Origin of the sequence: Pseudarthrobacter sp. WHRI 8279, from assembly GCF_040224115.2 — a bacterium.
In the GTDB taxonomy this organism is placed as follows: Bacteria; Actinomycetota; Actinomycetes; order Actinomycetales; family Micrococcaceae; genus Arthrobacter.
Genome location: NZ_CP168162.1, coordinates 2532683 through 2557455, shown reverse-complemented (window position 1 = coordinate 2557455; position 24773 = coordinate 2532683). Strand labels below are relative to the sequence as shown.

General features: G+C 66.2%; 21 protein-coding genes. 9 read left to right on the top strand and 12 right to left on the bottom strand.

Annotated elements, in window-relative coordinates; all coding sequences use genetic code 11:
• Positions 1-47 precede the first annotated feature (47 nt).
• Both ABRP28_RS11765 and ABRP28_RS11760 read right to left on the bottom strand, forming a co-directional pair.
• Positions 48-995: a metallophosphoesterase gene (locus ABRP28_RS11765; protein WP_350003000.1), complete on the bottom strand. Its 948-nt coding sequence runs from the start codon at positions 993-995 to the stop codon at positions 48-50.
• A 6-nt stretch (positions 996-1001) separates the two neighbouring features.
• A complete protein-coding gene (locus ABRP28_RS11760) occupies positions 1002-3323 on the bottom strand; it encodes a transglycosylase domain-containing protein (protein WP_350002998.1) in 2322 nt (773 codons plus the stop codon).
• Between the two features lie 37 nt (positions 3324-3360).
• Between ABRP28_RS11760 and ABRP28_RS11755 the strand changes: the two genes are divergently transcribed.
• The 3 genes from ABRP28_RS11755 to ABRP28_RS11745 are packed head-to-tail and all read left to right on the top strand — an operon-like array spanning position 3361 to position 4978.
• A complete protein-coding gene (locus ABRP28_RS11755; protein WP_003797879.1) occupies positions 3361-3516 on the top strand; it encodes a DUF4177 domain-containing protein in 156 nt (51 codons plus the stop codon).
• A gap of 1 nt (position 3517) precedes the next feature.
• Complete coding sequence (locus tag ABRP28_RS11750) at positions 3518-4051, top strand: RidA family protein (RefSeq protein WP_350002996.1); 534 nt, start codon at positions 3518-3520, stop codon at positions 4049-4051.
• Between the two features lie 15 nt (positions 4052-4066).
• On the top strand, positions 4067-4978 hold the full coding sequence (locus tag ABRP28_RS11745; RefSeq protein ID WP_231454003.1) for an NUDIX hydrolase: 912 nt from the start codon (positions 4067-4069) through the stop codon (positions 4976-4978).
• Positions 4979-5342: 364 nt separating this feature from the next.
• On the opposite strand, the gene ABRP28_RS11740 is transcribed toward ABRP28_RS11745, so the two are convergent.
• Entirely contained in the window at positions 5343-6020 is a 678-nt protein-coding gene (locus ABRP28_RS11740; protein ID WP_013602309.1) for a Crp/Fnr family transcriptional regulator, read from the bottom strand.
• Between the two features lie 264 nt (positions 6021-6284).
• Here ABRP28_RS11740 and ABRP28_RS11735 point away from each other — a divergent pair, with 264 nt between their 5' ends.
• On the top strand, positions 6285-7469 hold the full coding sequence (locus tag ABRP28_RS11735) for a MarP family serine protease (protein WP_350002993.1): 1185 nt from the start codon (positions 6285-6287) through the stop codon (positions 7467-7469).
• 3 nt (positions 7470-7472) lie between these two features.
• On the opposite strand, the gene aroQ is transcribed toward ABRP28_RS11735, so the two are convergent.
• The 5 genes from aroQ to ABRP28_RS11710 form a co-directional block, all read right to left on the bottom strand.
• Positions 7473-7934: a type II 3-dehydroquinate dehydratase gene (aroQ, locus tag ABRP28_RS11730; RefSeq protein WP_350002991.1), complete on the bottom strand. Its 462-nt coding sequence runs from the start codon at positions 7932-7934 to the stop codon at positions 7473-7475.
• An 84-nt stretch (positions 7935-8018) separates the two neighbouring features.
• Positions 8019-10223, bottom strand: a complete 2205-nt coding sequence (locus ABRP28_RS11725; RefSeq protein WP_350002989.1) for an alpha-galactosidase — start codon at positions 10221-10223, stop codon at positions 8019-8021.
• Positions 10224-10389: 166 nt separating this feature from the next.
• A complete protein-coding gene (locus ABRP28_RS11720; protein ID WP_350002987.1) occupies positions 10390-11730 on the bottom strand; it encodes a sugar ABC transporter substrate-binding protein in 1341 nt (446 codons plus the stop codon).
• Between the two features lie 44 nt (positions 11731-11774).
• The gene (locus ABRP28_RS11715; protein WP_350002985.1) at positions 11775-12701 is read right to left on the bottom strand and encodes a carbohydrate ABC transporter permease; all 927 of its coding nucleotides are present in this window, start codon (positions 12699-12701) and stop codon (positions 11775-11777) included.
• A 10-nt stretch (positions 12702-12711) separates the two neighbouring features.
• Positions 12712-13653, bottom strand: coding sequence for a sugar ABC transporter permease (locus ABRP28_RS11710; protein ID WP_350002983.1), 942 nt, complete (start codon positions 13651-13653; stop codon positions 12712-12714).
• A 216-nt stretch (positions 13654-13869) separates the two neighbouring features.
• Between ABRP28_RS11710 and ABRP28_RS11705 the strand changes: the two genes are divergently transcribed.
• Positions 13870-15075 carry a Gfo/Idh/MocA family oxidoreductase gene (locus ABRP28_RS11705; RefSeq protein WP_350002982.1) on the top strand — a complete coding sequence of 402 codons (1206 nt, stop codon included), beginning with the start codon at positions 13870-13872 and terminating at the stop codon, positions 15073-15075.
• Positions 15076-15085: 10 nt separating this feature from the next.
• Entirely contained in the window at positions 15086-16108 is a 1023-nt protein-coding gene (locus ABRP28_RS11700) for a LacI family DNA-binding transcriptional regulator (RefSeq protein ID WP_350002980.1), read from the top strand.
• Positions 16109-16117: 9 nt separating this feature from the next.
• Here ABRP28_RS11700 and ABRP28_RS11695 read toward each other — a convergent pair whose 3' ends face one another.
• The gene (locus tag ABRP28_RS11695; protein WP_350002976.1) at positions 16118-16906 is read right to left on the bottom strand and encodes a DeoR/GlpR family DNA-binding transcription regulator; all 789 of its coding nucleotides are present in this window, start codon (positions 16904-16906) and stop codon (positions 16118-16120) included.
• A 104-nt stretch (positions 16907-17010) separates the two neighbouring features.
• Positions 17011-19044, bottom strand: coding sequence for an acetate--CoA ligase (gene acs, locus ABRP28_RS11690; RefSeq protein WP_350003060.1), 2034 nt, complete (start codon positions 19042-19044; stop codon positions 17011-17013).
• 411 nt (positions 19045-19455) lie between these two features.
• On the opposite strand from acs, the gene ABRP28_RS11685 reads away from it, so the two are divergent.
• From ABRP28_RS11685 to ABRP28_RS11675, 3 genes are all read left to right on the top strand, one after another.
• Entirely contained in the window at positions 19456-20865 is a 1410-nt protein-coding gene (locus ABRP28_RS11685) for an NADH-quinone oxidoreductase subunit J (RefSeq protein ID WP_350002974.1), read from the top strand.
• 68 nt (positions 20866-20933) lie between these two features.
• The gene (gene nth / locus ABRP28_RS11680; protein WP_350003058.1) at positions 20934-21731 is read left to right on the top strand and encodes an endonuclease III; all 798 of its coding nucleotides are present in this window, start codon (positions 20934-20936) and stop codon (positions 21729-21731) included.
• Entirely contained in the window at positions 21728-22405 is a 678-nt protein-coding gene (locus tag ABRP28_RS11675) for a CoA pyrophosphatase (protein ID WP_350002973.1), read from the top strand. Before nth ends, ABRP28_RS11675 begins: the two co-directional genes overlap by 4 nt.
• A gap of 2 nt (positions 22406-22407) precedes the next feature.
• Here the strand turns inward: ABRP28_RS11675 and ABRP28_RS11670 are convergent, their stop codons facing one another.
• Together ABRP28_RS11670 and ABRP28_RS11665 are read right to left on the bottom strand one after the other, a co-directional pair.
• A complete protein-coding gene (locus ABRP28_RS11670) occupies positions 22408-22599 on the bottom strand; it encodes a DUF1508 domain-containing protein (RefSeq protein ID WP_350002971.1) in 192 nt (63 codons plus the stop codon).
• Between the two features lie 171 nt (positions 22600-22770).
• Entirely contained in the window at positions 22771-24489 is a 1719-nt protein-coding gene (locus ABRP28_RS11665; RefSeq protein ID WP_350002970.1) for a bifunctional 3'-5' exonuclease/DNA polymerase, read from the bottom strand.
• Between the last annotated feature and the right edge of the window lie 284 nt (positions 24490-24773).

The window sequence follows — 24773 nt, the reverse complement described above, 5'->3', positions numbered from 1 at the left end:
AGCGTGATAAACAGCTTGGCCAGTTATTGCGGCTTGTAATGCTTCGATCAGCCGGGTGACGTGAGGGTCAGCAGGACGGCCTCGGGTTTGCAGGCGATCCTTACCGGGGCGAAGCGGGAGGTGCCGATGCCGCCGGACACGTTGACCGGCGTCGTCCTTCCGTTGCTCTGCCAGTCATTAAGCCCTTTCGCCCGCCAGGTGGGAAGGTCGCAGTTGGCCACCAGCGCGCCATAGCCCGGGATGCAGATCTGGCCCCCGTGCGTATGGCCGGCGAGCAGGAGGTCGGCGCCGTCCTCGGTGAAGTGGTCCAGCACCCGCTGGTAGGGCGCATGGATGACGGCCACCTTGAGGTGGTCCGCGGCGTCCTGGCTCACGGTTCCCCGGGGCCACCCGGCGTACTTTTCGCGCTTCAGGTGGGGGTCGTCCACCCCGGAAAAGTCAAAGCGGATGCCGTTCAGCACCAGGGACTGGTGGCGGTTGGTCAGGTCAATCCAGCCCGCCATGCCAAAACCTGAGCGCAGCCGCGGCCAGTCAAGCATCTTGGGCTTGGGCTTTACCTTGGAAGGCCCCAGCAGGTACAGGGCAGGGTTCTTCGGGCTAGGGGCGAAGTAGTCGTTGGAGCCCGGAACAAAGACCCCGGGGAACTCCATGAGCGGGCGCAGGGCGGCCAGGACGGGGTCAACGGCTTTGGGGTGGCTGAGGTTGTCGCCGGTGTTGGCCACCAGGTCCGGCTTGAGGTCGGCCAGCGACTGAAGCCAGGCTGCCTTCTTCTTCTGGCCGGTGATGAAGTGGATATCGCTCAGGTGCAGGATGCGGAAGGGGGCATGCCCCGGCGGCAGGATGGCCAGCGTTTCCTCGCGGAGGACGAACTGGTCCTTTTCCCAGAGGCCATATCCGAAGGCGGCCGCCCCGGCGGCGGCACCGGCCCCGGCAGTGACGGCCAGGCCGCGCCCAAGGGTGCGGGCGCGGCTGGCCAGCGTAGTTGTCGAGGTCATCGGCGGCTAGCCGTTGCCGTTTCCATTGCCATTACCGTTGCCGCTGTTGGTCGGCTGCGGGGCAGGCTCGGTGGCGGCAGGTGCTTCCGGTGCCGGCGCTTGGGTGGCCGGGGCCTGGGTTGCCCGCGGTGCCGTAGTGGCGGGAGCGGTGTTCCGGGTTGTCCCGTTCAGCATGCTGCTGGGCGGGGCGGGGAACGGCTCAGTGCCGTATGCGGGCGCAATCCGGGACATGAAGTTCGAGAACATGGGCCCGGCAATCATGTATCCGTCGATGCCCTTGTAGAACTTTCCGTTCACGGTGATGTTCTGGCCCGGTCGGTTCTGGGCGCCCAGCGGATCACCAAACCAGGCCGCGGTGGCCAGGCCGGTGGTGTGGCCAACAACCCACGTCGATTCGTTCATGTTTGAGGTACCGGTCTTGGCGCCGATGGGGAAGCTGGTCCGGGTGGAGATCCGGGGCTGGATCAGTGAGCCGGAGCCGCGGTTCAGTACTTCCTGGAGGGCGTAGTTCACGCCGCGGGCAACCTCCGGCTTCACTGCATCCCGGCAGCTGCTGGACTGCGCCGGCAGTGTGGCGCCGGTCTGGTCAGTCACGGCAGTGATGGCGATGGGCTCGCAGTACTTGCCATCGTTGGCGAACGTTGCGAAGGCGCTGGCCATGGTCAGCGGAGCCGTCTGGGTGGAACCCAGCAGGTTGCCCAGCATGGACATGTTGATTTTCGGGTTGGGGTCGCCGTCGGCGGGCAGTCCGCCATGAAGTCCGGTCGCATCCACGATCTTCTGGATGCCGCAGAAGTCCAACTGCGCCGCCGAAGCGAAGGTGACGGTGTTGATGGAGTTGTACAGGCCTTCAAGGACGGACAGCGGACGGTACCACTGGGGTTCTGCGTTCTGGAGGTCGTCGGCGGCGCCGAGTGACTTTTCCGCAGTGTTGTAGGCGCCCGTCACCTGGCCGCAGGAGTTGCGCCACTTGAAGTTGAGCGGGTAGCGGCGCTGGGCGGCATTGACCACGGTGTTCATGGACTTGCCCTCCTCAAGCCACTGGGCGAAGGTAAACGGCTTCATGGTGGAGCCGGGCTGGGCGCCGCCCAGGCCGTTGAGGTCGTTGCCGTCCTTGTCCAGCTTGTCCACGTTGAAGTTCACCTGCGAGTCGAAGGCGCCTTCGGCGGGGAGGAAGGAGGTGTTCTGGGCCATTGAGATGATCTTGCCGGAGTTGGGCTGCACGGAAACCATGGCGGCTCCCCACTTGTCCGGGTTGGCGCCGGCGGAGGCGTTGACCTGCTCCTGGGCTACTGCCTGCGCGTTCGGGTCCAGCGTGGTGGTGATGGTCAGGCCGCCGCCGTAGATGAGGCGCTTGCGCTCATCAAGGTCAGCACCGTAGGCCGGGTTGTTTTCCAGCAGGTGCAGCACGTAGTCGCAGAAGTAGGGGGCGGTGGAAGCGTAGGCGCAACCCTGCCGGGCCGGGGTGACGTTGGTTTCCACGGGAGTGGCGACGGCGGCGTCGTAGTCTGCCTGCGTGATCTTGCCCTGGTCCCGCATCAGGCTCAGCACCAGGTCGCGGCGCTGCTTGGCGTTTTCCGGGTTGGTGATGGGGTCAAAGGCGGAAGGGCTGTTGACCAGGCCGGCCAGCAGCGCGGCCTGGGGAAGGGAGAGGTCCTTGGCGGTGGTGCTGAAGAAGAACCTGGATGCGGCTTCAATGCCGTAGGCGTCGCGGTTGAAGAACACGATGTTGAGGTAGCCCTCAAGGATCTGCTCCTTGCTGAACTCCTTCTCCAGTGCAATGGCGAGCTTCATCTCGCGGAGCTTGTCGCCCACGCCCTTGTTCACGCCGTTGAGCTTGATGTCCTCGTCCCTGCCCTCTGCGGCGAGGTTGGAGTTGAGGACGTTGTTGACGTACTGCTGGGTGATGGTGGAGGCGCCCTGCCTGTTGCCGCGCGCGGTGCTGACCAGCGCGCGCAGGATACCCGTGGTGTCCACGCCGCCATGCTCATAGAACCGGCTGTCCTCGACGGCGATGACGGCTTCCTTCATGAAGGGCGAAATCTGGTCCAGGGCAACCTTGGTGCGGTTCTCCTTGTAGACGCTGGCGATTTCACTGCCGTCCGCAGCCAGGATCCTGGTGGTCTGGTTGGGCGGGTCAACCTTAAGCTCGTCCGGGAGGGTGTCGAAGAACTCGATCGAACCGCTGGCCGCGCTGCCTGAAACGGCCGCCGCAGGAACCAGCAGGCCTGCTACCAGGACACCGCAGATAGCACTCACGCCAAGGAAAACGAGGATTTTTCCGAGGGTGGTGGCAGTGTCGAATAATGGGTTCGTACGAGTCGCCATGTTTTCCACTTTACCGGCAAGGACTAGTCTTTCTCTCATGACCAAATGGGAGTACGCGACGATTCCGCTCATTATTCACGCCACAAAGCAGATTCTTGACCAGTGGGGAGACGACGGCTGGGAGCTGGTCCAGGTTGTTCCCGGACCTGACGGCAACGGCCTGGTTGCCTACCTCAAGAGGGAGAAGCAGTAGCATGAGCACCTCCGCACAGGCCCAGCCCGGCGCAGCTGACGCCCCCGTTTCCGCTGTTGAGCAGCGGCTCGCCGACCTTGGGCTGACCCTTCCGGAAGTGGCCGCTCCCGTGGCCGCTTACGTTCCGGCGGTGGTCTCCGGCAGCTGCGTGTACACGTCCGGACAGCTGCCATTTGTTAATGGCAAGCTGCCGGCAACCGGCAAGGTGTCGGCAGGGACCGAGGGCTACGCAGACGAGCCCACCGTTTCCCCCGAGGATGCGCAGCGGTTCGCGGCCATTTGCGCCGTTAACGCCCTGGCGGCCGTCAAGAGCGTCATCGGCGACCTTGACCGCATCACCCGCATCGTCAAGGTTGTGGGGTTCGTCTCCTCCGATCCTTCGTTCACCGGCCAGCCCGGCGTCATCAATGGAGCCTCGGAACTGCTGGGACGCGTCCTGGGTGACGCCGGCCAGCACGCACGTTCCGCCGTCGGCGTTTCCGTGCTGCCCCTCGACTCTCCCGTTGAGGTCGAACTGATAGCCGAATTCAGCTAGGACCGGTCGTTTCCCTTGCCTCACCTCGCCCGACGGCTCTTTGCCCTTCCCCAGGACCTTGAAGGGGCGGCTCAGAGCTGGCTCGAACACGGCGAACGGACCCCGCGGGCAGCACGCCTTGCCTCCTCGGTCGTGCTGCTGCGGGACTCCCCAACCGGCTTGGAAACCTGGCTGGCCTACCGGCCGGGCTCCTCGCCGCTGGGGGTCCTGGCGTTTCCCGGAGGCTCGCTGGATGCGGCCGACGACGACCCCGTCCCGTGGCTGGGCCCGTCGCCGCAGCATTGGGCTGAGCAGATGGGAACGGACGACGTCGGGCTGGCGCGGCGGCACGTGCTGGGCGCCATCCGTGAACTCTTCGAGGAGACCGGCCTGCTGCTGGCGGGCCTCGACATGGCCAGCACCGTGGAAGCCACCTCCACCCCGGAATGGATGCGCGCCCGCGTGGCCGTCGCCGAGCAGGAGAAGACGTTCCCGGAGATTCTGGCCAAGCGGGGGCTCTCGGTGCGGACCGACCTGCTCAAGTCACTGGTCAACTGGCGCAGCCCCGATTTTGCCCACCGCCGGTTCGACACCCGGTACTTTGCGGCCACCGTCCCCCTGAACCAGCAGCCCACCCTGTTGGAGGGCAAAGGTGTGTGGGGCCGGTGGGTTAATGCCGCCGACGTCATTGCCGAACGCCACACCACAGCCCTGGGTGATGAAGTTGGCCAGGAAAATACCGTCGGCCGCACCCTGGGGGAGCTTCTGGTCCCCGGCTCCGAGATCATGCTTGAGAAGATGGCCGCGGCCAACGGCTGCATCGCCTACCTCAGCTACAAGCGCAAGGCCCACGTTTACCAGCCGGTCCTGGTCGAAGAAGACGGCAAGCTCATGCTTGAAGTCGAGGCCGCGAAGACCACGGCGGACGATCCCCAGCGCGAACGATAGCTTCGGTTGCCCCGGCTCCCGTCCCCGACGCTCTCGCATTTGATGTGGTTCTGGGCGGACGCTCTCGCATTTGATGTGGTTCTGGGCGGACGCTCGCGCATTTGATGTGGGTTCTGCGCGGACGCTCTTCCACTTGATGTGGGTTCTGGGCGGACGCTCGCGCACTTTCCGCAGGACGAGCGAGAGAGGGTTTCGGGGAAGCCCGCATTAAGGGAGAGAGGGTTTCGGGGAAGCACGCATCAAACGAGAGAGCGTCGGGGGTAACGAACAAAAGGCCCGAGGTCCGGCATCCGGAAGCGTGCGTCAAAGCGACGAAGGAGCAGCACGCGGAGGATGTCGGCCTCGGGCCAGAGACAGTCAGTTGCTAGCGGGAGCGCTGGCGGAGGCGCTGCATGTCCAGGATTACGACGGCGCGGGCTTCCAGCCGCAGCCAGCCGCGCTGGACGAACTCGGCGAGGGCCTTGTTGACGGTTTCGCGGGAAGCGCCAACCAGCTGGGCCAGCTCCTCCTGGGTGAGCTCGTGGGCGACCAGGACTCCGTCCGTTGCCGGGCGGCCGAAACGGTCGGCAAGGTCCAGGAGCGCCTTGGCTACGCGGCCCGGAACGTCGGAGAAGACGAGGTCGGAGAGCGAATCGTTGGTGCGGCGGAGCCGGCGGGCCAGCGCCTGCAGGAGCTGCGCAGAAACCTCCGGGCGGGTGCGGAGCAGCGTGTTCAGGCTCTCGTTCTTGAGGCCGGCCAGCCGGGTCTCCGACACTGCGGTTGCGGTTGCGGTGCGGGGGCTCGGATCGAAGAGGGCCATTTCGCCGAAGAGTTCACCCGGGCCCAGGATCGCCAGAAGGGATTCGCGTCCGTCAGGCGACGTCCGGCCGAGCTTCACCTTGCCGGAGACGATGAAGTAGAGCTGGTCACCTTGGTCGCCCTCGCGGAATACCGAAGCGCCGCGGGAAAGGTCCACCTCGGTGAGCTCGTCCGTCAGCAGACGGAATGCGTCGTCGTCGAGCGTGGCGAAAAGGGGTGCTCGGCGCAGTACCTCGATGTCCATGAAATCTCCTGAATAAAAGTGTCGGCTGTGGCGCTTGTGCCATTGTTTCAGAATTTTCAAGGTTCTGTGACGAACTTGGCAGTCGAAACGCCCTGATACGGGGCCGCAACGCCACCACCGGAGGCGTCACAGGACGTCGCAGGGGCGGCCGGGAGGTGGGGAGGGAGCCGCCCCAGGCGGGCCTGCCGCAAGGGGCTGGCTGTCCAGAGAACTGTCAGTGACCCCCACTAGAATGGGGATTCAACTGTTTAATAAGGAGCCTTAGTGGTCGGCTTGACTGTCCTGGACCTGATCCTGATCCTGGCGCTGCTGTCATACCTGGTTTACGGCCTGCGCAACGGTTTCCTGGTGACGGCGGGCGGCATCGCAGGGTTTGCGGCGGGTGCCGTGGCAGCCTTCTTCGCGGTCCCCCTGGTGAGCGGCTTCGTTGAGGACTCCGGATGGAGGCTGACCGCCATCGTGGCGGCCGCCGTCGTGCTGGTGGTCCTGGGGCACGGTTTGGGGACCATGGCAGGGCGGCAAATCCGCGGCGCCGTGCGGATCCGGCCCCTCCGGGCAGTGGACCGGCTGGTGGGCGGGGCCGTGAACGTCGTGGTGTCCGCGCTGGTGATGTCCATGCTGGCCTTCAGCGTCAGCTCCCTGGGTGTGCCGTTCGTGTCGCAGCAGCTGGCCGAGTCCAAGGTCATCCGCTTCATCGATGGACTGACGCCCGTTCCCGTCAAAGCCACCATGGCGCAGCTGCGCTCCACCGTGATCGGAAACGGCATCCCCACCCTGCTGGAGGGCCTTGAACAGGGGCCCGCAGTGCCGGTGCCGAACGCGAGCACGGACACTCCCGCGCTGAACCGGGCCGCGGAATCGGTGCTTAGGATCGCCGGGACCGCGTACCAGTGCGGACAGAACCAGACGGGTACCGGTTTTGTGGTGTCCGAGGACCGGGTGGTCACCAACGCGCATGTTGTGGCGGGCGTGTCGCAGCCGGTGGTGGAGATGCCCGACGGCGGAGCGATGCCAGGGCGGGTTGTCTACTTCGACACAAAACACGACCTTGCCGTGCTGGCTGTGGACGGCCTGCAGGCAAGCGCACTGCCGCTGAGCCAGGACCTTCCCGGCGGCAGTCCTGCCGCCTTCGCCGGCTATCCCCACGGCGGCCCCTTCCAGTCCAAGCCCGCCACAGTGCAGGACATCACCACGGTGCTGGTGCCGGACATCTACGGCAACAACGCCTCGCCCGAGGAGATCTACCGGCTTGCCGGGGACGTGCAGCCCGGAAATTCGGGCGGGCCGCTGCTGACCATGGACGGCCAGGTGGCAGGAGTGATTTTCGCCAAGGCGACGGCCGATACGGAGATGGGATTCGCCATCACCATGGATGACCTCACTCCCGTGGCATCGCAGGCGGCGTCCCTGTCAGCGCCGGTGTCGTCCGGCCAGTGCATCCAGAAGTAGCGGCTAGAGGACCTCTGCGAGGTAGTCGATGGCCAGCCGGTACCCCAGAACGCCTGCGCCCACTATGACGGCTGAGCACACGGGGGAGAGGTACGAGTGGTGCCGGAATTCTTCGCGCTGGTGCACGTTGGTGATGTGAACCTCGACGGCGGGAAGCTGCACGGCGGCGAGGGCGTCCCGGAGGGCCACGGAAGTGTGGGTAAAAGCGCCGGCGTTGATGACGATGCCCGCGGCGTTGTTCCGGGCTGCGTGGATGACGTCCAGCAGGACGCCTTCGTGGTTGGACTGCACGCATTCGACGCTGAAGCCGTGGGCTTCAGCTGCTGCTGCGGCCAGTTGCTCCACGTCGGCCAAGGTTGAGGTGCCGTATTTCTCCGGTTCACGGGTTCCCAGCAGGTTAAGGTTTGGCCCGTTGACCACCAGGATGGTGCGGCCGGCAGCAGAGTCTGTGGAGGCTTCAGTCATGCATGCCAATCTATCGGCTGGCGCCAGGGTGCCGCGCATTCTTACGCAATGCGCGGCACCCTGCCTGGACTCCGGGCCGGGGGCCTAGAGGGCCGTGAACTTCAGCAGCAGCGCGTGCTCGGGGTTGAGGTTGGGCATGGGCAGGCCCACCTCGGCCAGGAAGCGCCCGGTGGCCACCGCGCCGTCAGCCAGCCACGCCGGCGGCTGCACCTGGGTGTAGTTATGGACGTAATCGGCGTCTTCCGGGGTGGGGAAGACCGCCTCGACCCGATATCCTCGCGCTGCCTCCAGCCCGGGAATACCGATCCGGCCTGGTTCCTCCGCTGCGGAGGTGCGGGTGCTGACCAGGGCGAACAGGCCCGCCGTCGTGCCTGCCGCCACAGGTGTGCCTTCCGCCGCATCGGTGACGACGCCGTGCAGCAGCAGGGCATCGCCCGCCACGTCCGCGTGGACGCGGCGTCCGCTGTGGAGGAGTCCACGGTGTTCCTTGAACAGGTTGATGAAGCGCTTGAGTTCGTCCCTGTCCTTGCCCTGGACGCCGCGGATGTCCCACTCCATGCCGAAGTGGCCGAACAGCGCGGTGATGGCACGGAAGGACAGGTCGTGGGTGCGGGCGGTGGTGTGCGAGGTAGTCGGCCCGATGTGGCTGCCCACCAGCTCCGGCGGGACGACGGCCCCGGTCCAGCGCTGGATGGTCTGCCGTTCCAGCGCATCGTTGCAGTCCGAGCCCCAGATCCGGTCTGTGCGTTCCAGGATGCCCAGGTCCACGCGCGCGCCGCCGGATGAGCAGGATTCAATCTCGACGCCGGGATGGGCCTTGCGGAGTTCGTCGAACAGCCTGTACGCGGCAAGGGTTTGTTCGTGGACGGAGGAGCGGCCGGCATGGCCGTGCTCCAGCAGGTCCCGGTTCTGGTCCCACTTGAGGTAGCTGATGTTGTTCTGGCGCAGGAGCGCGTCAATCCGGCTGTAGATGTACTGCCACGCGTCAGGGTTGACCAGGTCGATGATGTGCTGGTTCCGCCATTCCAGGGGCAGGCGCCCGCCGTCCTTGTGCTGGACCGCTGACGGGCCAACAATCCAGTCCGGGTGCGCCCGCGCGATATCGGAATCCAGGTTGACCATTTCCGGCTCCACCCAGAGCCCGAACTCCATGCCGCGGGAGGTCACGGCTTCGATCAGCGGCGTCAGGCCGTTGGGCCACAGGGTCTCGTCGACGTACCAGTCGCCGAGGCCGGACTGGTCGTCCCGGCGGCCGCGGAACCATCCGTCGTCGAGCACGAAGCGCTCCACGCCAAGATCGGCCGCGGACTCAGCCAGCTCGATCAGCGTGTCCAGGTTGTGGTCGAAGTACACCGCCTCCCAGGTATTGAGCACAACGGGGCGCGGCTTCCCGGCGGGCAGGCCCGTGGAGGCAGCAGGCAGCACGTGGTGCTGGCGGGACCGGAACCAGCTGTAGAAGGCGTCGGTGATCCCGTCCAGGCCGTGGTCGGAGTAGGCGGCAAACAGTGCCGGGGTGGTGTAGCTGCCACCGGGCTCGAGGGTGACCTCGGCGGGGCCCAGGAGTTCCGAGCCGCCGATCATGGTCCTGCCGTCACCGATGGTGTCCGCGAACTGCTCGTGATTGCCGCTCCAGGCCAGGTGGGTGGCCCAGACTTTGCCGTGCCGGTTGCCGAAACCGGCGGTGCCGGCGGCGAACAGGAGGGAGGAGTCGTGTCCGGTGCGCCCGTGCCGGCCGGTCCGGACCCAGGTGCCCTGCTGGATGGCACGGCGCTGCGGGTGCCGTTCCCGGCACCAGCGGCCGGTGAGGTCAAGGAGTTCGACGGCGTCCGGCGCCACCGGGAGGACGGTCGCCAGTTCGTCGAGCCGGTACGGCGTGGTGCCGTCGTTGGTGACGGTGTGCCGCATTTCCAGCAGCCCGCCGTCGTGAAGTTTGAGGGTGGACTCGACCGTAAGCCCGGCGTCCGGGTCCGACTGGACGATGACTGCGGAGCCGCCGTCGGCGCCTGCTGTCACAACGCGGAGGCGGGCCGAGAAATCAAGGCCGGAGACGCCGTCGGCCGTCCGGGAACCGCGCAGGGCGGCCCGGCCGCGCCAGGAGGATGACGCCTGGGGGAGGAGGGCGGCGGGGACCCGTGCGTCGATGGCGGAGTGGGGGACCGGGGCGGCCAGGATGGCCAGGTCCGGCAGGGCCGGGCCCAGGTCAGCGCCCCAATGGACCACCTCGGCCTCTCCGCTGTCGAAGCTGATCACCAGGCTGGTACCGGCGGAACGGAGGTGGAGGGGGTCCATAGGATCTCTTTCGTCATCATGCTGTATGTCTGAAGGCGCTGGAGCGTCTGGCGCTTCAAGCCAAGGGAGGGGAGAGGGGCCGGATGCCGCCGCCGCGAGGAGGGGACGGCGGCATCCAGTCCAGTGGCTGCGACCACAAACGCAGCCACGTTGTGGGGGCCGGGGCCTACTTGAAGAGGGCGTTGACCTGTTCGTTGGCCTGGGTCAGCGAGCTGGCGGGTGCCTTGCCGGAGACGACGGCGTCCATGGCGGGCTCCATGATGCCCTTGACCTTTGCGGTGTTGTCCGTGATGGGGTACAGGAACGTGGTCTTGTTCTTGACGTGCTCGGTGAACGCGGTGACGTCAACACCCTTGGCCTGGAACGCTTCCGCTGCCTTGTCCGAGGACGCCTTGAGCGCGGGGAACACCACTGCCTGGGAGGCTACGACGTCCTGGCACTCGGCCGAGGCAAGGTACTCAACCCATTTGAGGGCGGCGTCCTTCTTCTCGGTTCCTGCCCAGATGGAATCCGCGAGGCCGTTGAACATGGAGGCGCGCTCGCCCTCGGGGCCCACCGGGGTGGGGGCGATGCCCACCTCGATGCCCTTGTAGCCGGTGTACTGGCCGATCATCCAGGAGCCGTGCGCGTTGATGGCGGACTTGCCGGCAGCAAAGGTGTCTGCCATGCTCGCGCCGACGGTGGTCTCAAGCTTGGGCATGTAGCCCTTGTCCGCCAGCCCGGCGAACCAGTCCATGCTTTCCTGGAATTTGGGATCGTCGTAGTTGTACTTGGTGCCCCACGGGTTCTTGTCCGTGTGGGACCAGCCGGTGGTGTTGGTGAGGTAGCTCCATTCGGTCTGGCCGGAGGAGTCGCCGCCGCCGTTCAGGCCCAGGCCGTAGACGTCCACGTTGTTCTTGTCGAAGCCTGGCTCGTCGCCGCGCTTGCCGTTCTTGTCCACGGTCAGGTGGGCGATGACCTTCTCGTAGCTGCCGCCGTCCTCGGGGTTCCAGGTGAGGTCCTTCATCTGGTCCTCGGTGATGCCGGCGGCGCTGAGCATTGCCTTGTTGTAGAACAGGCCGATGGTGTCCCAGTCCTTGGGCAGGCCGTAGCGCTTGCCGTCCTGGCCCACCCAGAGGTCCGCGAGGCCCTCGTTGTAGGCGGAGAGATCGATGTTGTCCTTTTCGACGGCCTCGTCGATGGCCAGGAGCTGCTTGTTCTCAGCCAGTTCGCCGTAGCGTCCCAGGTGGTTGGTGAAGACGTCCGGCGCGGTGCCGCCAACAAAGCCGTTGGTGAGGGTGCTCCAGTAGTCGTCCCAGCCGCGCTGGGTGATCTTGACCGTGATGTCCGGGTTGGCCTTTGCGAAGTCGTCGGCGCACTGCTGGTAGGCGGGGAGCTGGTTGGCGTCCCACAGCCAGTAGCTGATCTCGCCCGTGGCGCTTTCTTCGGAGGAGGAGGATCCGCTGCAGGCAGAGAGGGAGAGTGCCATAGCTGCGGCAACGGCAACGGCGCCGAGGGATTTCTTCATGGTTCTACTTTCCGTTCGTGGTGGAGTTCGCTGGGATGGATTGCTTATTTGATGCCGGAGAAACCGATGGAGTTGACGATCTTCTTGCCGAACGCGGCGAAGAGGATCAGGACCGGGAGGGCCGAGATGAGGGTTGCGGCCATCAGGCCGGACCAGTCCGGTGCCCCCTGCGGGGACTGGGACTTGAAGACGCCGAGGCCTACCTGCAGGACTCGGACGTCGTCCTGGGACGCCACCAGCAGGGGCCAGAAGTATTCGTTCCACTGGCCGATGAAGGTGAGCAGCGCCAGCGTGGCGATGGGGGCGGCGGCGTTGGGCAGCACGATCTGGAAGAAGATCCTCAGGTGCTTGGCGCCGTCGAGCATGGCAGCCTCCTCCACCTCCCGTGACATGTTCAGGAAGAACTGCCGGAGGAAGAAGATGGCGAAGGGGGTCATGAACACGTACGGCAGGACCAGGCCGAGCATGGTGTTGAGCAGGTCCAGGTTCTTGATGAGCAGGAAGTTGGGCAGGGCCGTGAAGATCGGCGGGACCAGCATGGTGCCGAGGAACAGGCTGAACACGGCGTTGCGGCCCTTCCAGCGCAGCCGGGAGAAGGCGTAGGCGGCCATGGCGCTGAAGAACACGGCGCCGGCGGTGGTGATGGAGGAGAAGATGACCGAGTTGCGCAGGTAAAGCCAGAAGTCGATGGCGGCGCCGGATCCGCCCTCGGCCACGGCTTCCGCCGGGGACTGCAGCCCGAAGACCCGTTTGAAGGCGCCCAGGGTGAACTCTGCCGGGAGCAGGCTGGTGGCGTTGGCGGCCAGCGCATTGTTGGTTGACAGCGCCGTGCGCAGCACCCACAGGAAGGGAAGGACGGAGACGGCGATGGCGAGGACCAGGAGTGCCCAGGCGCCGGCGCGGCGGGCATTGAAAGGACGACGGCGGCGGGTTGCGGCCGGCAGCGGTGCGCGGCTTGCGGTGGTGCTCATGCGGGACTCCTTAGTCCAGGTCCGATTCGTTGCCCTTGAGGAACTTCATCTGGATGAAGGCCACCAGGGCGAGGATGAGGAAGAGAATGACGGCGATGGCGGATCCGTAGCCGAAGTCAGACTCGGTGAACGCCCGCTGGTAGATGTAGTACTGGATGACGCGGGTGGCGTTGACCGGGCCGCCCGCGGTGGTCACGGCAACGGTGTCGAACACCTGGAAGGAGCCGATGACGGTTACCACGAGGACCAGGACAAGGACCGGGCGCAGCAGCGGAATGGTGATTTTCCGGAAGGTCTGGAACGCCGAGGCGCCGTCCAGTTTGGCCACTTCGTAGACGTGGCTGGGGATGGCCTGGAGGCCGGCGAAGATCAGCAGGGCCGTGTAGCCCATGTGGCGCCAGGTGTTGATCAGTGCCTGGGTGGGGATGGCCCATGCCTCGCTGCCGAAGAACGCGACGCGGGGCAGTCCGCTCCACTCGATGAACTGGTTCACCACGCCGATCTGGTAGTCCAGCATCCAGAACCACAGCAGTGCGGCGATGACGTTGGACATCAGGTACGGCAGGAGCAGCGTGCCCCGGATGATGGTGGACTTGGCCACGTTGTGCATCAGGAGGGCCAGGCCCAGGGCAAGGGCCGTCTGGAGGAGGATGTTGAGGAACACGTACTGCCCGGTGACGGCCAGCGAGTTCCAGAACAGCGGATCCTTGGCAATTGCTGTGTAGTTATCCAGCCCGATCCATTCCGGGTCGCCCAGGATGTTGTATTCCGTAAAGCTGAGGTAGATGCCCCGGATGGTGGGGACGACGTAGAAGGCGATGAATCCGATCATTGCCGGCGCGATGAACAGCAGTGCGATCTTGAGGTCCCCGAGGCGGCGGTGGCTTCCCTGCGGCTTCGGGGAGGCCGACGCCGCAGAGGCGGACCTGGAGTGTTTGGCAAGGGTGGTCATCTTCGACCCTTTCCTGACTGTGAAGGGGGTAACAACTGACCTGTAATCTACACGAGTAGATTCGAGAGGGCAAGAGGGGTACGTTTGCTCCTTATCGCAAGGGATTGCTAAGCCTGCTTGCTTGTTGACTCGAGTAGATGCAGCTGCAACACTGGAGCTCATGGGGGACAGCGCTTGCCCGCTGTCCTCTTTTCAGCCCCCAACGGAAGGCAAACAATGACGTTTTCAATCGGCGTAGTAGGAGCCGGCCAGTTCGGCAGCCAGTTCGCCCACCTGTTCAACCTCCACCCCGGCACCAGTGCCGTGTATGTGGCCGACGAGCTTCCGGAGCGGGCAGCAGAGGCAGCGGACCTTTACGGCCTTGCCGGGGTGAAGGGCAGCTTCGAGGAGCTGCTGGCCTCGGACGTTGACGCCGTGGCCATTTTCACCCAGCGCTGGACGCACGGTCCCCTGGTGGAGCGGGCCCTTCGCGCCGGCAAACACGTCTATTCAGCCGTCCCCATGGCCGTTTCGGAAGAAGAGATCGCCGCGATCATCCAGGCCGTCCGTGACACCGGGCTGGTGTACATGATGGGGGAGACCAGCTACTACAACCCCGCCACCGTCTATGCCCGCAAGCAGCTTGCCGACGGGAAGTTCGGCCGCATCTTCTACGCCGAAGGCGACTATGTCCACGACATGGATCTGGGCTTCTACGAGGCTTACCAGTACAGCGGCGGCGACCGCTGGAAGGAAACTGCCAGCTACCCGCCCATGCTGTACCCCACCCACGCCGTTGGCGGTGTGCTCGGTGCCGTGCCCGCCCACGCCGTGAGCGTCAGCTGCGTGGGCGTCAGGGATGACCGCAACGACGGCGTCTTTGACAAGGACGTCAGCATGTTCGGCAACGACTTCTCCAACGCCACGGCCCTTTTTGAACTGAACGACGGCGGCGTGATGCGCACCAACGAGATGCGCCGCGTGGGTTACCCCTCACATATCCGCGAGTCCAGGTTCCGGTTTTTCGGAACGGAGGCCAGCTTCGAGCAGCTCGCCAAGGTGTCCGTCTGGCAGGACAAGCAGAACGTCCACGACATCTCCGAACAGATGGAGACGCGGCCCAGCATCCCCCTCGATGACCCCTCCCTTGCGAACGTTGCACCGGAGCTGAGGGACGCCTTCGTGTCCGGCCTGGCCCCGGTCCATGATCCCGGGCGGCTTCCGGAGGAGTTCCTGGGCGCGCCCAACGGCCATGAGGGCAGCCACCACTTCCTGGTGGACGATTTCGTGACCGCCGTAAACAACGGCACCCTGCCTCCGGTGAACGCCTGGGTGGCCGCCCGCTTCACCCTTCCCGGCATCGTGGCCCACCAGTCCGCCCTCCAGAACGGCGAAAGGCTTGCCATCCGTGACTTTGGCGATGCGCCGGGTACAGACACTTAACATGGACAGCATGACTACTCCGGCAGTGCAGGTTGCAAGAGGCGGCCCCGTGACCCGCAAGGACGTTGCACGCTATGCCGGCGTCAGCACCGCCGTCGTCAGCTATGTTGTCAACGGCGGACCCAAGAAGGTGGCCCCGGCCACCGAGGCGAAGGTCCAGGACGCCATCCGCGTCCTGGGCTACCGCCCCAACGCCGCGGCCCGGGCGCTCAAGCTGGGCTCCAGCGAGACGCTGGGCCTCGTGGTCCCGGATATTTCCAACCCTTTCTTCGCGCTGTTCTCCCACGCAGTCGAGGACGCCGCCGCAGCCCTGGGCTACGCGCTGGTGCTGGGCAACTCGGACGGAAACCTGGCCAAGGAACGGCGCAACATCCGCAACCTCGCCGCCAGGCAGGTGGACGGCGTGCTGCTGGCCAGCGTCCTCTTTGAACCCGACCTCGAAGCCCTGGAAACCGCAGACATCCCGTCGGTCCTGCTCAACCAGGAACGCGATGCGCCAGGATTCAACAGCATCGGCGTGGACCTTGCCGCCGGCGCCCGGATCGCCGTCGAACACCTGATCGGCCATGGCCATACAAACATCGGTTTGGCCATGGGCACCAACGTTTCCGGCAGCACTGACGGCCGCGAAGTGGGCTGGCGGGAGGCACTGCAGGCCGCGGGCCTGCCGGAGGGCCCCATTGCGTACAGTTCCTTCACCCGCCCCGGGGGTTATGTTGCCGGCCAGCGGCTGCTGGCATCGGTGAACCGGCCCACGGCCATTTTCGCGACCTCCGACATGCAGGCGATCGGCCTGCTGCGCGCCGTGCACGAGGCGGGGCTGTCCGTCCCAGGCGAGATGGCGGTGGCATCCTTTGACGGTTCTGCCGAGTCCGAATATTCCTGGCCCCCGCTGACTACGGTCGAGCAGCCTGTGGCTGCCATGGCCGAGGCTGCGGTGGCGGCACTGGTGGGAGCCAGCCGCGGCGAGACGCCACGCCACCGCATTTTCCCCACCACACTGCACATCCGCCAGTCCTGCGGCTGCCCCTAGGGGCGCCTCCTAAACGGCGGCGAGCCGCAACCGGCCCACCTGTTCCTGCAGGACGCGCTGCGCTTCGGGACCGAGTCCGGAATCGCTGATCACCTCATCCGCCTCGTCCAGTGAGGCGATGGAACTGATGCCCAGCATGCCCCACTTCGTGTGGTCGGCGAGAACCACAGTCTTGCGTGCGGCGGCAACAAAGGCCCGGTCCGTTTCCGCCTCGAGCAGGTTGGGCGTGGTGAAACCGGCGTCGGCGTCCATGCCATGGACCCCCAGGAACAGCACGTCCAGGTGCAGTTGCTTGAGCGCGCCGGTGGCAATGGGGCCCACCAAGGCATCGGAAGGCGTGCGCTCGCCGCCGATGAGGATCACCGTGGAGGCGTACCGGGCGGAGCCGGCCGTTGCCGCGTGATGGAAGAGGTCTGCGATGCGGACCGAGTTGGTGACCACCGTGATCTGCGGGCCGTTCACCAGTTCCTTGGCCAGGGCCCAGGTGGTGGTTCCCGCGCTGAGCCCCACGGCCATGCCTTCCTGCACCAGCGAGGCCGCCTCCACAGCGATGGCTCGCTTTTCCACCGTCAGCTGCGTGGATTTGAGGTCGAAGCCGGGCTCGTGGGTGCTGGTATCGCCCGGGATTTTGGCGCCGCCGTGGATGCGCTCCAGGCGGCCGCCTTCCTCCAGCGCCTCGATGTCGCGGCGGACAGTCATCAGGGACACGCCCAGCTGCTGGGCCAGGTCGGAGACCCGGACAACCCTTTCGCGTTGAAGAGCGTCCAAAATGGCCTGGTGGCGTGCGACGGCGAGCATCAGGGCGATCCTTTAGGGCAGGGGGCGTGTCTGCTCCCAGCATACGACGACGGCGGCGCCCGGCTGTGAGCCAGGCGCCGCCGTCGTCGATTCCTCCTGTTCCCCTATTCCCTTAGGGACACGGCGATCTGCTGCATGATGGTGGGATCGGACAGGGTGGTGGCGTCGCCGGGGTCGCGGCCTTCGGCGACGTCCTTGAGCAGGCGGCGCATGATTTTGCCGGAGCGCGTCTTCGGCAGTTCCGGGACCACCAGGATGGCCTTCGGCTTGGCGATGGGCCCGATTTCCTTGCCCACGTGGTTCCGGAGTTCCTGGACGATTGCGTCCCCGGAATCCACGGCGTCACCACGAAGGATGACGAACGCGACGACGGCCTGGCCGGTGGTTTCGTCCGCGGCACCCACGACTGCGGCCTCGGCCACGGCGGGGTGGGACACCAGGGCGGACTCGATTTCGGTGGTGGAAAGCCGGTGCCCGGAGACGTTCATGACGTCATCCACGCGGCCCAGAAGCCAGATGTCGCCGTCCTCGTCCTTCTTTGCACCGTCGCCGGCGAAATACATGGTCTCGAACCGGGACCAGTAGGTGTCCTTAAAGCGTTCCGGATCGCCCCAGATGCCGCGGAGCATGGCCGGCCAGGGCTCCCGGATCACCAGGAAGCCGCCATGGCCGTTGGGCACGGATTCGCCCATTTCGTCCACGACGTCCACGGCGATGCCGGGCAGCGGGACCTGGGCTGAGCCCGGCTTGGTGGCGGTGACTCCGGGGAGCGGCGCGATCATCTGCGCGCCGGTCTCGGTCTGCCACCAGGTGTCCACGATGGGGGTCTTGTCCCCGCCGATGACCTTCCGGTACCACATCCAGGCCTCGGGATTGATGGATTCACCCACTGAGCCGAGGACCCGGAGGGAGGAAAGATCGTACTTGTCCGGGATCTCCCTGCCCCATTTCATGAACGTCCGGATTGCGGTGGGGGCGGTGTAGAGGATGGAAACCTTGTACTTCTCGATGATCTCCCACCAGCGGCCCTGGTGCGGGGAGTCCGGAGTGCCCTCGTACATGACCTGGGTGGCGCCGTTGATGAGGGGCGCGTAGGCGACGTAGGAGTGGCCGGTGACCCAGCCGACGTCGGCCGTGCACCAGTACACGTCCGTCTCGGGGTGCAGGTCGAACACTGCCTTGTGGGTGTAGGCGGTCTGGGTGAGGTACCCGCCGGTGGTGTGCAGGATGCCCTTGGGCTTTCCGGTGGTCCCGGAGGTGTAGAGGATGAACAGCGGGTGCTCGGAGTCGTGGCCCACGGCGGTGTGCTCGGCGGAGGCGGCGCCCACGGTGTCGGCCCACCAGTGGTCCCGGCCCTCGTGCCAGTCCACGTCCTGGCCGTTGCGCTTGACTACCACCACGTTCTGGACCGTGTGGCCGTCTCCGTCTCCCTGGTGGGCCAACGCTTCGTCGACGGCGGGCTTCAGGGCGCTGGGCTTGCCGCGCCGGTAGGTGCCGTCCGCGGTGACCACGAGCTTGGCTTCGGCATCGTCGATCCGTGAGCGGAGCGCCTCGGAGGAGAAACCGCCGAACACCACCGAATGCACGGCCCCGATCCGGGCGCAGGCCAGGAGCGTGATGACGGCCTCGGGGATCATCGGCAGGTACACAGCAACGCGGTCGCCCTTGGCCACACCCAGGGACTCGAAGGCGTTGGCGGCCTTCTTCACCTCTTCGGTCAGCTGTGCATAGGTGTAGGTGCTCGTGTCCCCGGGCTCACCCTCGAAATAGATGGCCACCCGGTCGCCGAGGCCGTTCTCCACGTGCCGGTCCAGCGCGTTGTACGCGGCGTTGACCTCCCCGCCCACGAACCACTTGGCAAACGGCGGGTTGGACCAGTCCAGCGCCTGGTCAAAGTCCTTGTTCCAGGTCAGGAGCTCACGGGCCTTCTTCGCCCAGAACGCGGGCCGGTCGGCGTTGGCCTCCTGGTACTCCGCGGCAGTGACGACGGCGTCAGCAGCGAACTCGGGCGAAGGCGCAAACTTGCGGGTCTCATGCAGCAGGTTTTCAAAGGCATCGCCCTTATCAGCTCCCGTGCCTAAACCGTGCCCTGCGCTTGCGGAAGCGTCTACGACGGCGCTTGTAGTGTCCTGGGACATGTGAACCTCATCATTCATCGATCTTTGCTGGGCGGGATGTCCACCGCCGGCCGGGCTCCGCCGCCTGCACGACGACGGGCCCCGGCTGGTCACGGACATTCCGCAAAGAGCTGTTCCGGAATCAAGACTAATGCTTTGGCTGGCGGTGATGTGGGCGGTGTCACATGGCAGCCCGTGAACGGCATTTATTAAGCGGTGAATGGTTTTCCATGGCTGCCTGGTCCCGGCCCCGCAGTACGTGCCCAGCTAGTGATCAGCGTGGCCCTTGACTAGGCTGGGATGGAATTGTGACTTCACTTCGGACCGTTTTGGCCGGGCGCTTCAAGGGCCCGGCCTGCCCGGAACGGCTGTCAAGACGGCACGATGTCGGGACCAGACAGGGCCCGGTGCCGCCACGCTAAGGAGAGCAGAATGAACCAGCAAAGCTTCGGCCAGAAGACCGGCCCCGACACGGCAGGTTCCGGCCACGGTACCGGAACCGCTGAAGGGCCAGGCTCCCAGGCCGCCGCGGGCAAGGCCCCCGCCGGAGGCAAGGCTTCCACCGCCAACGAGGCAGTGCTGGGTCCGTTCACCATCCGGGACCTGACAGTCTTCGGCGGCACGCTGATCCTTTTTGCTGCCTCCCTGCTGCCGATCTTCGGCGCACGGTACAACCTGTGGAACCTCAACAACCTGTTCTTCCTGGGCCTGGGCATCATCCTGCCCCTGATCGTCAGTGCGCTCTTTGCAGCCCGCAGGCTGTCCCCGGCCACGAAGATCCGGATCGGCTCCCTGTCCATCGACCAGTTCGGATCAGTGGTGGCCTCGTTTGCTGTTGCGTTCTTCTTTGTCTCCGTGGCGGGGGCGTACGTGCCCAGCCTCCTGGTGGGCCTGATCGGCTCCCTGGTCCTCTTCGCGGCGACGGTACTGGGCCGGTTCCTGCCGTATCTGTCCACTGATTTCCAGGACCGGGCCGAAGTGCCTGCGCACATAGTGGCCCGTGAGGCCGCTGTTCCTGTCCAGAAGCCCCGCGCCCCCAAGAAGCCGAAGGAAGAGGCCGCACCGGGTTCGAAAGACTCCAAATCCGGCTCGAAGATCCTGTCCGGCGCAGGGCTGTTCGGCGGTGCAGGCGCAGGATCCTCGGCGGTCCAGCCCGGATCAGCTGACAAGCCGGCATCACAGCGCCATCAGGATCCGGTGGTGCAGCAGGCTTCACAGCGTCCCGGCGGAGGGGCCGCGGCAGCCCATGCCCCCGCCACGGCAGCTGTCCCCACTGCTGCTGCGCCTGTCTCCACCGCTCCCGAGGTATCCGACTGGACACCTGCAGGCGACGCGGGCCCCGCAACCCAGGCGGCCGACGTCGTACGCCCCTCCTCCACGCCCGCCGCCGAGGAAACCCGGCTGGGGGATGTTCCGGCAGCCGCTGGCGCCTCTTCCGCAGCGCATCACAATGCCATGCCAAACAACGACGGCGGCACGCATCCGGCCGCCCCGTCCGGCCAGGGCGCTGCCGCCTCAGGGCAGGGCGCGCGCAGCGGCTGGGAGCCGACGCCTGCCACCGCGGTGCACCAGCAGGTCCGCACGGAGGAGCCCATCGGTGCCACGGTGGATCCCTCCACCCGTCCGGATGAATCGGAGGAACAGCCCATCCATGAGGCTTTCTGGTTTGCGGTCGCGCAGCACCGGACGGCCTACGATCCGCGCTCGGCGGCTCCGGCGTTCGTTATCGAACCCGGCGGCTGGGTCCTTGCCCTCGAAGACCGGGGGCATGAGTTCCTGGTGCAGCACACTGACGGGCGGCTGGGTGTCCTGCGGGACCTCAGCAACATCGAGCGCGGCTGACGTCCATGGCCGAGGCCCGGGCGCCCAGGGCCGGCGGAGCCACGGCATCCGCCGGCCAGTCTGCCGGCATGCCGGTGGTGTCCTCCGAATCCGTGCTCGCCCTAAAAAGGCGGGCACGGCGGATCAACAGAGCCCTGGCGGAGAAATACCCCTACGCCCACGCGGAGCTTGATTTCCGCAATCCGTTCGAACTGCTCGTGGCTACTGTCCTTTCGGCCCAGACTACGGACGTCACCGTCAACCAGGTCACCAGGGTGTTGTTCGGCCGCTACCCGGACGCGCGGTCCCTGGCGGAGGCCGATCCCGTGGAGCTTGAGACAATCCTCAAGCCCACCGGGTTCTTCCGGGCCAAATCCAGGAACGTCATTGCCCTCTGCACCCGCCTGGTGGACGAATACAACGGGGTGGTGCCGGGACGGCTGGAGGACCTGGTCACGCTGCCCGGCGTGGGACGCAAGACCGCCAACGTGGTGCTCGGCAACGGCTTCGGCATCCCCGGCATCTCGGTAGACACCCACTTTGCCCGGTTGGCCAACCGCTTCGGCTGGACGCAGTCGGACGATCCCGTCCAAATCGAGCATGACGTGGCCGAGCTTTTCGACCGCAAGGACTGGACCATGTTGTCCCACCGGGTGATTTTCCACGGACGGCGGGTGTGCCACGCACGGAAGCCGGCCTGCGGAGCTTGCCCCGTGGCCACCTGGTGCCCCAGCTTCGGGCTGGGCGAAACGGATCCGGCCAAGGCTGTGAAGCTGCTGAAGTACGAGCTCGCGCCTGGCCGCGAAGCGCTCCTGGAGCAGCTGCTGGCCGAGACCCACAGGGCAGCCGAAATCCGGATGGCCTCCCAGCAGGGGACTGCCCCGTGAGCGCGCGCGAGGACCTGCTGGAGCTGGCCCGCCGGGCGGAGTCCGGGACTGCTGCCGCACCGGATCCCCTCTGGGCGGCCCTGACGGTGGATGCCCAACAGGCCAGGAGGGCGGCGGTGCTGATGCTCTTCGGCACCCTTGACGACGTCCCTGCCGTCTCGGGCAAACCGCTGGCGCCGGCCGACCTTGATGTCCTCCTGCTGGAGCGCGCCCATACCCTGGGGTCCCATCCGGGGCAGGTGGCGTTCCCGGGCGGCGCCATTGACGCCCGGGAAACGCCGGTTCAGGCAGCTTTGCGCGAAGCCGAAGAGGAAACCGGCCTCGATTCAGGGGGTGTGGAGGTCCTTGGCACCCTGCAGGAGCTGGGCCTCGCCCACAGCAACTTCCTGGTCACCCCGGTGCTGGGCTGGTGGCGCTCGCCGTCACCTGTCCGTGTGGTGGACTACGCCGAATCAGCACAAGTGTTCCGGGTGCCCGTCCGTGACCTGCTGGACCCGGACAACCGCGTGATGGCAACCGTCCACCGTGCCGGGCGCAGCTTCGACAGCCCCGCCTTCACAGTGAACGGCGTGGTGGTGTGGGGTTTTACCGGGATTGTCCTGAACGGGTTGTTCGAACAGCTTGGGTGGGCCGTTCCGTGGGACCGGAGTCGGCTCCACCGGATGGGTGTCTAGCCTCAGGCCTGCTGCTGGCGGAGATCCACCACAATACCGGTGGCTGCGTTCTCCCGGACGGCTTTAATACCCTCAAGCAATGTGTTGACGGACTTGAATTTGGGTGAAACGGCAACGGTGTTGCCCTCTGCGTCAGTGAGCCGCAACCTGTACGACTCGTCGCCTACTCGGTGAATTTCAAACCTGCCCGCCATAAGCCGGGACCTCCCCTGGAATGCTTCGTTGCATCAGCTGGTGACCGATCTGCCTCAGTCGTCACAAAGACTGTAGCCTGCGTCACGAGCCTCTGGCGAGCTACTCCCGGGTAGGTTACCTTGCGGGTCGGTGCAGGGGGTGCGGCCGGAGCGGGCGGGCTGTCGCGGCAGCTATTTCGCGTTGTCGTAGGAATCTACGACGGCCACGCTGACGGGAAATTCCACCGGGATGGGCCCGAACAGCAGTTCCTTGGCTGCGCTGGCCGCCTCTTCAATGGCTGCGACGCAGGCGACCACAGCCTCCGCCGGCGCATGCACCATCACCTCGTCGTGCAGGAAAAAGACGAGCTCAGCGTTGATGTGGCCGTCGCTGCGGAGGGTGCGCAGCCGCCGTCGTAATTCCGCCAGCCAGCACGCCGCCCAGTCCGCAGCCGAACCCTGGACAACAAAATTGCGAGTGAAGCGGCCCCGTGAGCGGGCGATCGATTCCGCCCTCCGCTGCTCTTCGGCAGAAGCTGACCGCTGGCTCTGGAACCACCGCTCCGATGGCGGCGGGCTGCTCCGTCCCAGCCGGGTGGTTACCGTCCCTCCGGCTTCACCCGTGCGTGCCGCCTGCTCAACGAAGTCCACAGCCCTGGGAAAAGTCTTTGCTAGCTGCGGCATGAGGCGGCCGGCCTCTCCCGAGGTGGCGCCGTACATGGCCCCCAGCAAGGCCATCTTCGCTTTCGCCCGGTCTCCGCCGAATCCCTTCGCTGCAATGCCCGCGTACAGGTCCTGGTTCCTTGCAGCCTCGGCCATCGAAGGGTCACGTGCGAGGGCCACCAGGACGCGCGGTTCCAGTTGGGAGGCATCCGCCACGATGAGCTTGTGGCCGGGATCGGCGTGGACTGCGCCGCGGATCTGGCGCGGAATCTGCAGGGCGCCGCCGCCGCGTGAAGCCCAGCGGCCGGAAACCACGCCACCCACCACATACTCGGGCCGGAAACGGCCGCCGTCCACCCACGCGTCAAGCCATGCCCAGCCGTTGGCTGTATGCAGGCGGGAGAGCTGCTTGTAGGCGAGCAGCGGCCCGATCGCGGGGTGGGTGGATTCCCTCAGCTCCCACTTTCGGGTGGTCTTGACCTCGATCCCGTTGCGGTGCAGGGCGCGCATCAGGTCCTGCGGGGAGTCCGGATTCAGCGCGGGTGAGTTCAGGAGCCCGCGCAGTTCCTGGTTCAATGCTTCAAGCTTGGCGGGGCGGTGGCCCATGGGCGGGCGCGGGCCGAGGTGGTCTGCGAGGATCTGCCCGTGCAGGTCTTCGCGCCAAGGGACGCCGGCATGCTGCATCTCGGCGGCGATCATGGCAGCAGCGGACTCGGCTGCCAACAGCAGCTGCAGGCGGCTGCGCCGGTTCTCCTCCGGACTGACCGAGGCCAGGGCCACCTGCTGGGCAGCATATTCGGCACGAAGCTCTTCCGGGCTGCGGAGGATTTCCGGCCGGGACCCGGGGGCATCGAACAGGGCACCCTGGTCTGCCGGGGGAGGCGGCGGCTGCAGCGTCCTGGGCGGCAGGAGCGGATCCTCAACCACCACCCGTTCCGCGTTCCTGGCATAGTCCGTATGGGCGGTGAACGTGGAAACGGCCAGGATGTTGCCGCAGAGGCTGAGGTCATAGCACCGCTCCAGCTCGACGCCGGCCGCCAGCAGGACCGGATACCAGTCCTGGGTGCGGTGCCAGATCCAACGGGGCGGCTGCCCGTTTGGCCGGCGGTTTTCGAGGTCACGCACGACGGCGGCCAGCTCGCCGCTGCTGATCAGCCGCGGTTCCGGCGTGGCCGGGACTGGGTGTCCAGCCTGCGTGAGTTCCTGCAGTGCCGCGCCGTGGGGGTGGGCGGCGAGCAGCAGGTACATGGTCCCATTCTGCCTTGTTTCCGGGGTTGTCCCTGCCGGGATGCCTCGGCTTGCCCGCCTGGCTCAACCTTGTTTTCCACATACGGGCCCGGAACCCTTACCCGCTCTCTTCCGGGGGCGGAGAGTGGCTGTATGAGCAGGCACCAGCTGATTCCGGCCAACCCCGGCCCGTCCCACCCTGGCCCGGTTTACCCTGGCACGTCCCCGACGGATGCCGCCGGCAGCCCGGCCGGGGCAGGCCCGCCGGGACGCTCCCGGCATGGTGTCGCCGGGCCGTGGGGCGC